The 14,121-nt window shown below is 72.7% G+C and carries 10 protein-coding genes and 1 pseudogene; 10 read left to right on the forward strand and 1 reads right to left on the reverse strand.

What is annotated here, in order from left to right:
* Positions 1-454 precede the first annotated feature (454 nt).
* The 5 genes and pseudogenes from D474_RS0100005 to fahA all read left to right on the forward strand — a co-directional run bounded on the left by D474_RS0100005 (position 455) and on the right by fahA (position 6,435).
* Positions 455-1,417, forward strand: coding sequence for an MBL fold metallo-hydrolase (locus D474_RS0100005; RefSeq protein WP_017611546.1), 963 nt, complete (start codon positions 455-457; stop codon positions 1,415-1,417).
* 58 nt (positions 1,418-1,475) lie between these two features.
* Positions 1,476-3,155 carry an FAD-dependent monooxygenase gene (locus D474_RS0100010; protein WP_017611547.1) on the forward strand — a complete coding sequence of 560 codons (1,680 nt, stop codon included), beginning with the start codon at positions 1,476-1,478 and terminating at the stop codon, positions 3,153-3,155.
* Positions 3,156-3,187: 32 nt separating this feature from the next.
* Positions 3,188-4,366, forward strand: coding sequence for a homogentisate 1,2-dioxygenase (locus D474_RS0100015; protein WP_017611548.1), 1,179 nt, complete (start codon positions 3,188-3,190; stop codon positions 4,364-4,366).
* On the forward strand, positions 4,363-5,208 hold the full coding sequence (locus D474_RS0100020) for a hypothetical protein (protein ID WP_017611549.1): 846 nt from the start codon (positions 4,363-4,365) through the stop codon (positions 5,206-5,208). The genes D474_RS0100015 and D474_RS0100020 overlap by 4 nt, the downstream gene beginning before the upstream one ends.
* A gap of 30 nt (positions 5,209-5,238) precedes the next feature.
* Positions 5,239-6,435: pseudogene (gene fahA, locus D474_RS31565) on the forward strand (fumarylacetoacetase).
* A 243-nt stretch (positions 6,436-6,678) separates the two neighbouring features.
* Here the strand turns inward: fahA and D474_RS0100040 are convergent.
* Positions 6,679-7,536 carry a nicotianamine synthase family protein gene (locus D474_RS0100040; RefSeq protein WP_017611552.1) on the reverse strand — a complete coding sequence of 286 codons (858 nt, stop codon included), beginning with the start codon at positions 7,534-7,536 and terminating at the stop codon, positions 6,679-6,681.
* A gap of 119 nt (positions 7,537-7,655) precedes the next feature.
* On the opposite strand from D474_RS0100040, the gene D474_RS0100045 reads away from it, so the two are divergent.
* The 5 genes from D474_RS0100045 (at position 7,656) to D474_RS0100065 (ending at position 14,100) form a co-directional block, all read left to right on the forward strand.
* On the forward strand, positions 7,656-8,474 hold the full coding sequence (locus tag D474_RS0100045) for an ATP-binding cassette domain-containing protein (RefSeq protein ID WP_239646959.1): 819 nt from the start codon (positions 7,656-7,658) through the stop codon (positions 8,472-8,474).
* A gap of 55 nt (positions 8,475-8,529) precedes the next feature.
* Positions 8,530-9,402, forward strand: a complete 873-nt coding sequence (locus D474_RS27135) for an ABC transporter ATP-binding protein (protein ID WP_017611554.1) — start codon at positions 8,530-8,532, stop codon at positions 9,400-9,402.
* Positions 9,403-9,423: 21 nt separating this feature from the next.
* The gene (locus D474_RS0100055; protein WP_017611555.1) at positions 9,424-10,743 is read left to right on the forward strand and encodes an MDR family MFS transporter; all 1,320 of its coding nucleotides are present in this window, start codon (positions 9,424-9,426) and stop codon (positions 10,741-10,743) included.
* A 112-nt stretch (positions 10,744-10,855) separates the two neighbouring features.
* Positions 10,856-12,343, forward strand: a complete 1,488-nt coding sequence (locus D474_RS0100060; protein WP_017611556.1) for an ABC transporter substrate-binding protein — start codon at positions 10,856-10,858, stop codon at positions 12,341-12,343.
* Entirely contained in the window at positions 12,340-14,100 is a 1,761-nt protein-coding gene (locus tag D474_RS0100065) for an ABC transporter permease subunit (RefSeq protein ID WP_017611557.1), read from the forward strand. The genes D474_RS0100060 and D474_RS0100065 overlap by 4 nt, the downstream gene beginning before the upstream one ends.
* Positions 14,101-14,121 lie beyond the last annotated feature (21 nt).

The raw sequence follows: 14,121 nt of genomic DNA on the forward strand, positions 1-14,121 counted from the left end.
CGTTCCCGGTTCCTCGTTCCCGGTTCCTCGTTCCCGGTTCCTCGTTCTCGGGTCTCGGTCACAGTCTCCGTCTCGCTCCCGGTCCCCACTCACAGGTCACCCCCAACGAGTCGGGCGCCGCAACCGGATGCGTAAAGGCCGACGAGCCAGGGACTGTGTTTGCGACCACCGCGAATCACGCATGCCGCGGCAGGACCGCACCCCACGCCGCACCCCGCCCCCGAGCCTTCGCCCTCAATCGCACGCCCCATCAGCGATGCAGCGGTGTCAGGGCGTGTTCCGGGGGAGGGCATGCGCTCGCCCGGAGGGTCCGGCTCGTCCTGGTGTGATGTGCTTCACTCTATTGTCTGCATTTGCCCCCCTTGGTTGTGTGGCGTGGAACACGTTAAGGTCCGAATCATCAAACGTTTGATCATCTGGGCAGTCGCCCCCACGAGTGAGAGGTCACCCGACCATGGCCACCAAGCCGTTCGCCTCCTCCGCCGACACCGCAGCCAAGGAACAGACCCTCGAGGTGCTCGCCGACGGCGTCTACGCCCTCACCGCCGAGGGCGACCCCAACGTGGGCGCCATCGAGGGCGAGGACTTCCTGGTCGCCTTCGAAGCGCTGGCCACCCCCACCGCCGCCCGTGACTGGCTCGCCGAACTGCGCAAGCACACCGACAAGCCGGTGCGTTACCTGGTGCTCTCCCACTACCACGCGGTGCGCGTACTGGGCGCGAGCGCCTTCGACGCCGACATCGTCCTGACCCACGAGAAGACCCACGAGCTCATCCGCGAACGCGGCAAGGAGGACTGGGAGAGCGAGTTCGGGCGCATGCCCCGCCTGGCCAAGGACGCCGGGTCCGTGCCCGGGTTGACCTGGCCCACCCAGACCTTCGCGGACCGCACCACCATCGACCTGGGGGGTGAGCGCGGCGAACTGGTCCTGCAGTACATGGGCCGCGGTCACACCGAGGGCGACATCGTGGCCTGGCTGCCCCGGCACAGGATCCTGTTCGCCGGCGACCTCGTCGAGGCCCAGGCCGCCCTCTACACCGGCGATGCCTTCCACCACGACTGGGCCGGGGCCACTCTCGACGGGGTCAAGGCCCTGGGCGCGGAGATGCTCGTGGGCGGGCGCGGGGCCGTCAGCCGCGGCCGCACCGAGGTCGACGCCGCCATCGAGCAGACCCGGGGTTTCTTGAACGTGATGATCGCCGAGGTCGGGGCCGTGCACCGCCGGGGCGGCACCCTCAAGGAGGCCTTCGACGCCACCCACGCCGCCCTGGTCGGCGACTACGGCCACTGGCCCATCTTCGAGCACTGCCTGCCCTTCGACGTCTCCCGGCTCTGGGACGAGCTCTCCGGCATCGAGCGGCCCATCATCTGGACCGCCGAGCGCGACCGCCAGGTCTGGGACCAGCTGCAGAGCTGACCGGTTCCGGACCCACCCCCTGCGCGCCCCCCGCGCGCCTCTGTGAACGGAGCCCCCCATGGCACCCCCCGTCTTCCCCGTTCCTCCTTCCCCTGACGAGCCCGTGCTGGTCCTGGGCGCCGGTCCGGTCGGCCAGACCGCCGCCCTGCTGCTGGCCCGGCGCGGTGTCCCCGCCGTGGTCGTGGACTCGCGCTCCGAACGCGACGCCATCGGGTCCAAGGCCATCTGCCAACAGCGCGAGGTCCTGGACGTGTGGGACTGGCTCGGCGCCGGCAGTATCGCCCGCGAGGGCCTGACCTGGGACACCGCCCGTACCTTCTACCGCGACCGCGAGCTGTTCAGTGTGCGTCTGGGCGACCCCGGCTCCTCCCACCTGCCGCCCTTCGTCAACCTGTCCCAGTCGCGCACCGAAGAAGTCCTGGACCCGCTCCTGGAGGCGGCGGGTGTGCAGGTGCTGTGGAATCACACCGTGACCGGCCTGGCCCAGGACGGCGACGGAGTGGAGGTCACCTGCCGTACCCCCGACGGCCCGGTGCGCCTGAAGGGCACGCACGCCCTGTCGTGCCTGGGCGCGCACGGCGGTGCGGTGCGTGCGGCCCTGGGGGTGGGGTTCGAGGGCACCAGCTTCGACGACCGCTTCCTCATCTGTGACATCCGTGCCGATCTGGGGCACTGGCAGCGCGAGCGCAGGTTCTACTTCGACCCCGAGTGGAACCCGGGGCGCCAGGTGCTCATCCACCCCTGTCCGGGGTCGGTGTACCGCATCGACTGGCAGGTCCCTGCCGGTTTCGACCTGGAGGCCGAACGCCGCGACGGGCGCCTGGAGGCCCGCATCCGGCAGATCGTCGGGGAGCGTGCCTACGAGATCGTGTGGAGCTCGGTCTACCGCTTCCACACGCGGGTGGCCGACCGCATGCGGGTGGGCCGGGTACTACTGCTGGGCGACAACGCCCACCTGGTGGCGCCCTTCGGTGCGCGCGGGCTCAACTCCGGGGTGGCCGATGCCGAGAATGCCGTGTGGAAGATCGCCTACGTGCGGGCCGGGTGGGCGCCTCAGGAGCTGTTGGAGAGCTACCATGCCGAACGCCACGCGGCCGCCGTGGAGAACGCCGATGTCACCAGCGCGACGATGCGTTTCCTGGTGCCGCGTGACGAGCAGGAGCACAGGGTGCGCCGCACCGTTCTGGAACGCGCCGTGTCCGACCCTTCCCACCACCACCGGGTCGACTCCGGGCGCCTGGCCGAACCGTTCTGGTACACCGACTCCCCGCTGACGACCCCCTGCCCCGACCGGCCCTTCGGAGGTCGGCCCCCGCGCGGGCAGACCCCCGACCTGTGTCCCGGTGTGCTCGTGCCCGACGCCCCGGTCTCGGCCGGAAGCGGGTACCGGCGGCTGCGCCCGCTACTGCGCGAGGGCTTGACCCTGCTGGTGGGGGACGCATCCGCGGTCGTCCTGAAGGCCGTGCGTGAGGCGGCCGAGCGCGCCACCCGCGCCCCGGTGGCCGTGCACCCCGTCACGGAGCTGGACACCGACGGTGCTCTGACCCGCGCGCTCAGGGCCCGGCCCGGGCAAGTGTGGCTGGTGCGCCCGGACGCGCACGTGGCCGCCGTGGTCGAAGGCGCCGATACCGCGGCCGTGCAGCGTGCCGTGCGCACCGCCCTGGGGCACGTGCCCGCCCCGTCCAGCCCCGACCTGCCTTCCGACACATCCGTCGGCGGGCCCGCCACCCGAGCCTGAGAGCAGGCTCCGCACGAGGAAGGAAGGCGGCCATGGCCTTCTACCGAAGGGTCGGGGACGTGCCCCGCACCCGCCACACCCAGCACCCCAACCCCGAGGGCGGGCTCTACTACGAGGAGCTCATGGGGGAGGAGGGTTTCTCCAGCGACTCCTCTCTGCTCTACCACCGGGCGATCCCGTCGGCGATCGCCGACGCAGCCGAGTGGCAGGGGGNCGCCCCGCTGATCCCGCGCCACCTGACCCTGCACGACCTCTTTCCCGGGCAGGTGTGGAAGGACGCCGACGTGGTGGAGTCGCGGCGTCTGGTGCTGGCCAACGAGGACGTGCGTATCTCCTACGTCGCCGCGGGCGCGCCCTCGCAGCTGTACCGCAACGGCATCGGCGACGAGTGTGTCTACGTCGAGTCCGGCCAGGGCCGGGTGGAGACCGTCTTCGGGGCGCTGGAGGTCGGCGGGGGCGATTACGTGGTGATCCCGCGCTCGACCACACACCGGTGGGTGCCGACCGGACCAGAGCCCCTGCGTGCGTACGCGATCGAGGCGAACAGCCACATCGCCCCGCCCAAGCGGTACCTGTCGCGGTACGGGCAGTTCCTGGAGCACTCCCCCTACTGCGAGCGAGACCTGCGCGGGCCCGAGGAACCGCTCCTGGCCGAGGGCGAGAACGTGGATGTGCTCATCAAACACCGCGGTGACGGCCCGGGCGGGATCTCCGGCACCCGCTACACCTACCCGTCCCACCCCTTCGACGTCGTGGGCTGGGACGGGTGCCTGTACCCGTACGTGTTCAATGTCGCCGACTTCCAGCCCATCACCGGCCGGGTGCACCAGCCGCCGCCGGTCCACCAGGTCTTCGAGGGCCACAACTTCGTGATCTGCAATTTCGTGCCGCGCAAGGTCGACTACCACCCCCAGGCGATCCCGGTGCCCTACTACCACTCCAACGTCGACTCCGACGAGGTGATGTTCTACTGCGGCGGGGATTACGAGGCGCGCAAGGGGTCGGGGATCGGGCAGGGATCGATCTCACTGCACCCGGGCGGGCATTCCCACGGCCCCCAGCCCGGCGCCTACGAGCGCAGCGTCGGGGCGCAGGCCTTCGACGAGCTCGCGGTCATGGTCGACACGTTCCGGCCGCTGGACCTGGGAGAGGGCGGACGTGCGGTCGACGACGGGGCCTATGCCTGGACCTGGGGGAGGAACGCCCGGTGAGCGCTCTGCTGTACCGACGACTGTTCGACGACGCTGCGCTGTTCCCGCCGGGCAACGCGCCTCTGGGCCAGGCGCTGCCCGAGCACCGTGCCCACCGTTCCGGGCCGCGGGACGAACATGTGGGCCCCTTCCTGGTCTCCGATGCGCGGGTGGCAGAGCTGTGTGCGCTGCTGTCCCGGGAGGAGGCCCCCGGCCCGTTGGAGGTCGTGGTGACCGTGCCCGGCGGGGCCGTTGACGTTCCTGCTGCGCTGGCTGCCGCCGACGACCCGCGTCTGCGCCTGGTGGGGCTGGAGGTCGCCGCGTCGCCCGGCGGGGTGGGCCGGGTGGCGGGGGTGCTGGCGCGGCACCTGCCGCCCGGGGTGAGCGCCTACGTGGAGCTCTCCCGCGAGGGCGAGGTCGCCGGTGATCCGGCCGAACTGGCCGGGTCCGGTTACCACGCCAAGTTCCGGACCGGGGGTGTGAGCGCCGACGCGCACCCGGACGAGGCCGAACTGGCCCGGTCGCTGCATGCGGCGGTGGGGGCGGCGGTGGCCTTCAAGTGCACCGCCGGGCTGCACCACGCGGTGCGTCGCACCGGTGATCAGGGCTTCGAACAGCACGGGTTCCTCAACGTGCTCCTGGCCACCGCGGCCCTGCTCGACGGTGCCACGGCCGCCGAGGCGGCGCAGGTGCTGGCCCGGCGCGACGGTCACGGCCTGGCGCGGGAGACCGCGAGCATCGGCGAGGCTGAGGCCGAGCGCGTGCGCACCGCCTTCCACTCCTTCGGTACGTGCAGCATCACCGAGCCCCTGGAGGACCTGGTGGTGCTCGGCCTGCTGCCCGCCCCCGCGAGTCGTCCCTGACCCCTGCGAACACGGAAAGCGACACCCTTCATGCTTCAGACCTGGCTCGATGTGGCCCCGGACGCCGAGTTCGGCCCGGCCACCCTGCCCTACGGTGTGTTCAGCACCGACCCCGAGGGCGCCGAACGCCGCACCGGTGTGGCGATCGGCGCGTACGTGCTCGATCTGGGCGCGGCGGCCCGCGCCCTGGACGCATCCTTCGCCGAGCAGGTGCAAGGCCCGACCCTGGACACGTTCATGGCCGCCGGCCGCCAGGTGTGGGACCAGGTGCGCGCTGACCTGCAGTGCTGGCTGGGAGATCCCGAGTTCGAGGCGGCGGTGCGCCCGCATCTGGTCGAGCGCACCTCGGTACGCCTGCACCTGCCCTTCACCGTCGCCGACTATGTGGACTTCTACGCCTCCGAGCACCACGCCTCCAACGTGGGGCGCATCTTCCGGCCCGAGCAGGAGCCGTTGACCCCGAACTGGAAGCACCTGCCGATCGGCTAACACCNCTCGGGCACCGACGTGGTGCGCCCCAGCGGCCAGCGCAAGCCCCCCACCGAGCCCGCTCCGCTGTTCGGTGCGTCGGCGCGTTTGGACATCGAGGCCGAGGTCGGGTTCGTGGTGGGCACCCCCAGCCCGATGGGTGAGACGGTGCAGGTGGACGACTTCGCCGAGCACGTGTTCGGGGTGTTCCTGCTCAACGACTGGTCCTCGAGGGATTTGCAGGCCTGGGAGTACGTGCCGCTGGGGCCCTTCCTCGGCAAGTCGTTCGCCACGTCGGTCTCGCCGTGGATCGTGCCGGTCGCGGCCCTGGAGACGGCCCGGGTGGAACCGCCGGTACAGGCCCCCGAGCCGCTGCCCTACCTCAAGGGTGCGCAGGCCTGGGGGCTGGACCTGCGCCTGGAGGTGTACCTGAACGGACAGCATGTGGCGAGCCCGCCCTTCGAGACCATGTACTGGACCGCCGCCCAGCAGTTGGCGCACATGACGGTCAACGGGGCCGGCCTGCGTACCGGGGACGTGTTCGCCTCGGGCACGGTCAGCGGCCCCGAACCCCACCAGCGCGGGTGCCTGCTGGAGTTGACCTGGAGCGGGCAGCAGCCCCTGCTTCTGCCCGACGGCACCGAGCGCACGTTCTTGGAGGACGGCGACGAGGTCACCATCACCGCCTCCGCCCCGGGGCCGGACGGTGCACGGGTGCACTTCGGTGCCGTCAGCGGTACGGTCCTTCCCGCCCGCTGAGGCCCGGATCGTGGACGGTGTGGACCGGGGAGGGGCCCGATACTGTAGCCCTCCCCAACGGGAAGGATGCCCATGGCCGAGAAGGACCCCCGACCGAAGGACGACTACGCCACCGGAGAGCCCGCCGAGGGAGGGGGCCAGGACCCCGCCTGAGCGGTACCGGCGTGCGCGGCACATGTGCGCAGCCCGCGGACCGGACGAGGCCTCTTCCGGTCCGCGGGCCCCGTGAATGCAAGTCCCGCCTCAGCGTTCGGGGCGGGCGATCAGGGCGGAGTTGACCACGTCGTCACAGGGATGCATCTCCACCAGCGGTGTGAAACCGCACAGGTCGTCCGGTGAGACCGAGGGGTACAGGGCGGTGCGCAGCCGGTGCGCCGAGCGGGTGATGAGCAGGGCGTCGGGGCGCATTGCGGTGGACAGGGCGCCCGTGATGCAGCGTTTGGCGTGTGAATCGGTACCCACCAGGGCCGCCAGCAGGACGGCGTCGCACGATGTGGTGGCGGGCAGGTCCACCGCCGAGCCGGCGTCGGCACACACTGTCTGCACCTGCGTGCCGAGCGCCTCGTGCAGGGCCGAGGCGAGGTCGCAGGCCTGCGGATCGTTGTCCACGGCGGTGACTTGCACGCCGTGGTCCTGGGCCATGACCAGGGCGGTCAGGGGCAGTGGCCCCGCACCCAGCACGACTGCCGAGCGCGGGTGCTCGGCTCCTACGGCGTCCAGGCCGGCGAGTTCGAAGCGCACCAGGCGCCGGTAGTTGTCCAGGTAGGGGAAGCGGGCCAGCTCCGCCCAGGGGTTGTCGGCGGCGATGACGCGCCGGGCCCAGGCGCGTTCGAGTTCGCCCTCGCCGCGGGCGCTGACGATTCTGAGCGAGTCCAGGAGCGTGTCCACGGACGGGGAGGCCAGCAGTTGTTCGGTCAGGTGGTCGTCGACGACGGTGCACAGGTCGACCAGGTGTCCGAAGGCCGCGTCGACCTCGGGGCAGGGGCGCAGGTCGGTGGCGCTGAGTTGGGACTCGAGGGCGCGCAGGTCGGCCAGGAGGTCTGGTGGGGAGGGCTTGTGGGAGGGGGCGCGGTCTCGGGTGGGTGTCTCGGTCACGGGCATCCCTTCGGTGAATGCGCAGGTCGTGGCATGGGTTTTTTGGGGTCGGGTGTGTCTGGGCGCGACGGTCCCCGGTTCGGGTCGCCGCAACCACGCCGCATATGATAATCATTTTCATGTGAGTGGATGCGAACTATGTCCAGGAGGCCTGGATGCTCGACGTGGCGGACCTGACCGTTCGGGCCGGCGGTGCCGGGGAACACACCCCCGTCGACGGGGTGGGTTTCACCGTGGGGGCGGGCGAGAGGCTCGGCCTGATCGGCGAGTCCGGTTCCGGCAAGTCCCTGACCGCACTCGCCCTCATGGGGATGCTGCCGCCCGGGTGCACCGCCCGGGGCAGCGTGCGCCTGCAGGGCCGCGAACTTCTCGGGCTCGCGGAGAAGGACCTGCGCGGTGTGCGCGGGAGCGGCATGACGATGGTCTTCCAGGACGCCCTGAGCGCACTCAACCCGCTGGTGCGCGTGGGTCGCCAGGTCGCCGAACCGCTGCGCCGCCACCGGGGCATGGACGCGCGCCGGGCCGCCCGCACCGCCGTGGAACTGCTCGACCAGGTGGGGATCCCCCGCCCCGAGCAGGCCGCCCGCGCCCACCCGGCCCGCCTGTCGGGCGGCCAGCGCCAACGTGTCTGCATCGCCATGGCCCTGGCTTGCCGGCCCCGCGTGCTGATCGCCGACGAACCCACCACCGCGCTGGACGCCACCGTCCAGGCCGACATCCTCGGTCTGCTGGAGCGGTCCCTGGACGCGGTCGGCGAACCCCGGCCCGCCCTGCTCTTCATCACCCACGACCTGGCCGTGGTCTCGCGGGTGTGCGACCGATTGCTGGTCGTGCACCAGGGGCGCATCGTCGAGCAGGGGCCGGCCCAGGACCTGCTGCGCGCCCCCGAACACAGCTACACCCGCACCCTGGTGGCCGACGCCTGGGCCCTGGCCCACCCCTGACGCCGACCGCCCGCCACGCATGTGTCCACCCCCACGACCGCGAGGAAACCTGCCCATGCCCTCCCCTGTCCTGCTCTCGGCCAGTGGCCTGCGTCTGCGCCACCGGACCCGCAGCACACCCCTGTCCCCGCGCCGGGTCACCACCGCCCTGGACGGGGTCGCTCTGACCCTGGCCGAGGGCGAGCGCCTGGGGGTGGTGGGCGCGTCCGGTTCGGGCAAGTCCACCCTGGTGCGCGTCCTGCTCGCGCTCGAACGCCCCGACGCCGGCCAGGTGCGCTTCGGCCCCGAGCAGCGCCCGGTGCGCGCCGGCAGCGCCCGGCGCACACGCTGGTTCCGCTCCCAGGTGCAGTTCGTGCCCCAGGACCCGGCCGGATCGTTCAACCCGCGCCTGCGCGTTGGCGAAAGCATCGCCGAACCGCTGTCCTGCCTGGGTATCGGCGGCGACCACCGCGCACGCGTGGGGCAGGTCCTGGAGGCGGTCGGCCTGCAGGCGTCCATGGCCGACCGCCACCCGCACGAGTTCTCCGGGGGGCAGCGCCAGCGTCTGGCCGTCGCCCGCGCCCTGGCCCCCGGTCCGCGCGTGCTGATCGCCGACGAACCGGTGAGTGCGCTCGACGTCTCCTCCCAGGCCAGGATCATCGAACTGTTGAATCGGTTGAGCGGCGAGCACGGGCTCGCCCTGCTCCTGGTATCGCACGAGCTGGGGGTGGTGCGCCGTCTGTGCGAGCGGGTCATGGTCATGCACCAGGGTCGGGTCGTGGAACAGGGGGAGACCGCCCGGGTCCTGGACCGCCCGGAGGATCCCTGCACGCAGCGCCTGGTCGAGGCCGTGCCCCGCCTGCCCGCGCTGGAGGCAGAAGAGAACGACCCCCGCACCCGCCCGGCAGGTGCGGGCGCCCGCACCGCGGACCGCGCCCCGGTCCGCTGAACCACACCGGAGGAAACCACCGTGACGACCGCCTCTGTGGCGCGCCGCCTCAACCCGCTGCGCCGTTGGTCCCTGCTGAGCAGGTTCACCGAACTCGGCGGCGTGGCCCGACTGCTGCTGCTGACCCAACTCGCCTTCAACCTGGGGTTCTACCTCGTGGTGCCGTTCCTGGCGGTGCACCTGGCCCAGGACCTGGCCATGGCCGGATGGGCGGTCGGGGTCGTGCTGGGGGTGCGAACCTTCAGCCAACAAGGGCTGTTCGTGGTCGGCGGTGCCCTGGCCGACCGGTTCGGGACCCGGCGTGTGGTGTTGGCCGGGTGTGTGGTGCGCATCGCCGGGTTCCTCGTGCTGGCCGTGGCCCCGACCTTCCCGGTCGTGCTGGCGGGCGCGGTGCTGACCGGGTTCGCCGGGGCGCTGTTCTCCCCGGCCGTGGAGGCGGCCCTGGCCGAAGAGGGTACGGACTGCGAGGAGCGCGGCGTGATGACCCGGGCCGAGCTCTTCGCCCTGTTCGCGGTGTTCGGCGAGGTCGGGTCGGTGACCGGGCCGCTGGTGGGCGCGATGCTGCTCGGCGTGGACTTCGCTCTCACCTGCACGGTCGCCGCGGCGGTGTTCGTGCTGATCTGGGCCGGCCACTACCGGATGCTGCCGCGCACCCCGGGGCGCAGTTCCGGGGAGCCGGTCCTGGCCGGGTGGGCCGGTGTGCTGCGCAACCGCGCCTTCCTCGTCTTCGCGGTGGGCTACAGCGCCTACCTGGTCAGCTACAACCAGCTCTACCTGGCGCTGCCGGTGGAGCTGGAGCGCGCCACCGGCAGCCAGGGCGCCCTGGGATGGATGTTCGCCCTGGCCTCGGTCCTCATCGTCGTGGGCCAGCTGCCCCTGGCCGCGTGGGCGCGCGGGCGCTTGGGACGTGCCCGGGCCCTGCCGCTCGGGTTCGGACTGCTGGCGGCGGCCTTTACGGCTGTGGCGTTGAGCGCACCCCTGGACCCGCTGCCCGGGCCCTGGGCGCTGGCCCCGGCGGTGGCGCTGGTGGTGCTGCTGACGCTGGGCCAGATGCTGTCGGTGCCCGTGGCCCAGGACCTGGTGCCGCGGTTGGCCGGCGAGCAGCGCCTGGGCAGCTATTTCGGGTTTCTGTCCTCGGTCGGTGGTGTGGCCGTGCTGGCGGGCAGCGCCGGTGTGGGCGCCCTTCTGGACCGGGCGTACGAACCCGCGCCGGGCGCCGCCCTGCCGTGGGCGGCCATGGCGGTACTGCCGGCCGTGGGCGGGCTCGTCCTGTGGATGGTGGCGCGTCGGGCAAGGGTGCCCCGCGGCCGTGCCAGGGCCGCGGAGCACGCACCGGCCTGAGCCCGGTTCCCCGGCGCCGCGGTGGGGGACACCCCTGCCACGCTTGGGGGAATGATTTTCATTTACGATCGATGTGCCCCTCAGTGCCCCCCTCGGAACAGAAAGTGTGCCCATGACCGTCTCCCCTTCACGCGGGCCCGCCCTGCTCGGTGCCTCGACCGCGCTCGTACTCCTGGTGACCGGCTGCTTCACCGACGGCGGCCAGGACACCGAGGGCCGGCTCGGTGTGGCGCTGGCCTTCCCGCCGGTCAAACAGATGTCGCCCTTCAGCGACGACGCCCTGCTGCTGGGTCGGGTCGGTGCGGCCGAACCCCTGACCCGGCTGGACGAGGAAGGAGAGCTCCAGCCCCTGCTGGCCCAGGACTGGGACCAGGACGAGGACGGCGCCTGGACCCTGCAGCTGCGCGAGGACGTCACCTTCCACGACGGCAATCCGATGGAGGCCGAGCACGTGGTCGAGGCGCTCGAGCACGCCTCCGCCGCGAGCCCGCGCCCGCGCGCCCTGGTCGGTACCGACCTGGATGCCTCCGCCGAGGACGAGCACACCGTGCGCGTCGAGACCGGTGACGGCGACCCGATCCTTCCCCAGCGCCTGTCCGCGCCCGAACTGGCGATCCTGGCGCCGTCGGCCTACGAGGGGGACCCCGCGGCCCCCGACCCGGTCGGCGCGGGCACCGGTCCCTTCGAACTGACCGAGGTCGGCGGGGGCTCGGCCACCCTGGAGGCCCACACCGACTACTGGAACGGGGCTCCCAGCGCCCAGGGGGTGGACGTGGACTTCGTGGAGAACGACGCGAGCCGGGTGGGCGGGCTGCGCACCGGCGAGGTCGACGTGGTCGACGCCGTGCCCATCGTCGAGGCCGAGGCCATGGACGAGGACGAGCTGGTGGAGGTGCCGATCCCGCGCACGGTCGGGGTTCTGCTCAACAACGAGAGCGGTGCCTTCACCGACCCCGGGATGCGGGCCGCTGCGGCCGGCTCGGTGGACAGCGCACCCGTGGCCGAGGGGGTCTACGAGGGTCGCGCCGACGCCGTGGAGGGCCTCTACGGTCCGGTCAGCGACTGGGCCGAGGAGCGTGCCCGGCCCGAGGGCGCCGACCCTGAGGACCCGGACGGCGAGACGATCACGCTGGCCACCTACGACGACCGCCCCGAACTTCCCGAGGCCGCCTCCGCGGTGGCCGAGGACCTGCGCTCGGCCGGGTTCGAGGTCGAGGTCACCGTTCAGGACTTCGCGACCATGGAGACCGACCTGATGGAGGGCGCCCACGACGCGGTCATCGGAACCCGCTCCTACCTGGTCGAGACCAACGACCCGGTCAACTACCTGGCCTCGGACTGGAGCTGCGAGGGCAGCTACAACCTCGCCCGCTTCTGCGAGGAGGACGTCGACACGATGATCGCCGAGGCGGCCGGCCACACGGAGCCCGAGGAGCGGCACGAAGCGGCGGTGGAGATCGAGCAGGCCGTGCTGGCCACCGACTCCTTCGTACCGCTGGTGGCCGAACGCGCCCGGGTGGGTGTGTCCGAGGGCGTGGAGGGCGTGGCCCAGGATCCGCTGGAGCGCACCCTGATCACCGAACGGACCCGGGTCCCGTGAGCGCGTCGGCACAAGAGCGTTCCGGCCGGGCCGCTGCCGCGGCGGCGTCCGGGCTCCGGGGCCCGCTGACCGTTCTGGCCTCCTGCGCGGGGGTCGTCTTCGTGGTGGGTGCCCTGCCCTGGCTCAGCGGCAACGATCCCGCACAGACGGTGCTGCGCGCCCGCTCGGCCGAACGCGAGGCCGACCCCCGAGCGCTGGAGGCGGTACGCCGCGAACTCGACCTGCCCTCCGGACCCGTGGCCGGGACCCTGGAATGGATGGGCGGGGCCCTGCGCGGTGACCTGGGGGTGTCCTGGGTCAGCGGTGCGCCGGTGGCGCCCTCCATCGCCTCGGCCCTGGGGGTCTCGGCCGCCCTGGCCGCCGCGGCGGCGCTGACCGCCTTGGTGACCGGGTTGCTCGTGGTGTTTCCGGCTCTGGTGCGGGCGGTGCGTTCGCACCGGGGGCCCGGGCGCGGGGCCGACGTGACCGGGGCGGCCCTGGCCTCGACCCCCGACTTCCTGCTCGCCTCGGTGCTGCTGTCGGTGGTGGCCGTGGGGTGGGGGCTGGCGCCCACCTCGGGGTGGGAGGGGCCGGCGCACATGGTGCTGCCGGCCCTGGCGTTGGGGATACCCGCGGGTGGTCTGGTCAGCCGTGTGCTGGCCGGAGCGCTATCGGCGACGCTGGCCGAGGCCTGGGTGCGCACCTGGCGTGCGGTCGGCTGCTCCCCGGCGGTGCTGGCGCTGTCGTTGCTGCGGCGGACCGTGGCGGTGGCCCTGCCGCAGGTGTTGCTGGTCTTCGCGGGGCTGATGGGTTCCTCGGTCATCGTGGAGAGCGTCTTCGCCGTCCCGGGCCTGGGGCACACCGCGTTGGACGGGGTGCTCGCCCAGGACCTGCCCAGGGTCCAGGGGGCGGTGGCGGCGCTGGTGGTGACGGGCCTCGCCGTGGGCGGTGCGGGTATCGTGCTGCATCGCGTCCTGCTGGGGCCGGCCCTGGGATCGGCCGGTCTGTCCCCCGCCGTGGCCGCGGGGGCACCGCCGCGGTCCCTGCCGGTGTTCCTGGGCGGAGTGCTGGCCGCAGTGGTCGTCCTGGGGTTGTTGCGCGACCCGGACGCGGTCGGCCTGGCCGCCCGCCTGGAGGCACCCTCGCCGGCCCACCCCCTGGGCACCGACGCGCTGGGGCGCGACGTGTGGGCCCGGTTCGGCCACGGCGCTCTGATCAGTGTGGGCGCGGGGGTCGCGGTGAGCCTGGTGGCGCTGGCCGTGGGTACCGCCGCGGGCGTGTGCGGGCGCCGGGCGCGTGCCGGAGCGGCCGATGTGCTCAACGCGCTGCCGCCGGTGCTGGTGGGTGTGTTGGTGGCTGCGGTGGTCGGGCCCGGACTGGGTGGGGCGATGGCGGCCGTGGCGGCGGTCGCCTGGATCCCGGTCGCTGTGCACGCGCGCACACTGGCCACGGAGGTGCGTGCCTCGGGGTTCCACATGGCGGCCGTGGCCGGGGGAGCGGGGCGTTCGTGGCTGGCCCGTCGGCACCTGGTGCCCTCCGTGCTTCCGGCGGTGTCCCGGCACGCGCTGATGCGGATCCCCCACAACACCCTGGCGCTGGCCGGGTTGAGTTTCCTGGGCCTGGGCGCGCCCCACGACTCTCCGGAGTGGGGCGCGATGCTGGCGGAGGGGGTGCGCTATGTCGAGCGCGCCCCGTGGGTGGTGGCGGTGCCCGCGCTGGGGTCGGCCCTGCTGGGCGCGGTCGCCTCGCTCGTGCGTACGCGGGGCCCGGGCAGCTGATCCCGGGTCGGCCGCGATGTG

This window comes from Nocardiopsis salina YIM 90010 (genome assembly GCF_000341025.1).
GTDB lineage: Bacteria > Actinomycetota > Actinomycetes > Streptosporangiales > Streptosporangiaceae > Nocardiopsis > Nocardiopsis salina.

Bases quoted from the DNA above. Each gene is read 5' to 3' on its own strand.
- D474_RS0100005 (WP_017611546.1), top strand. From the start codon at position 455: ATGGCCACCAAGCCGTTCGCCTCCTCCGCCGACACCGCAGCCAAGGAA.
- D474_RS0100010 (WP_017611547.1), top strand. From the start codon at position 1,476: ATGGCACCCCCCGTCTTCCCCGTTCCTCCTTCCCCTGACGAGCCCGTG.
- D474_RS0100040 (WP_017611552.1), bottom strand. From the start codon at position 7,536: ATGCCCGTGACCGAGACACCCACCCGAGACCGCGCCCCCTCCCACAAG.
- D474_RS27135 (WP_017611554.1), top strand. From the start codon at position 8,530: ATGCCCTCCCCTGTCCTGCTCTCGGCCAGTGGCCTGCGTCTGCGCCAC.
- D474_RS0100060 (WP_017611556.1), top strand. From the start codon at position 10,856: ATGACCGTCTCCCCTTCACGCGGGCCCGCCCTGCTCGGTGCCTCGACC.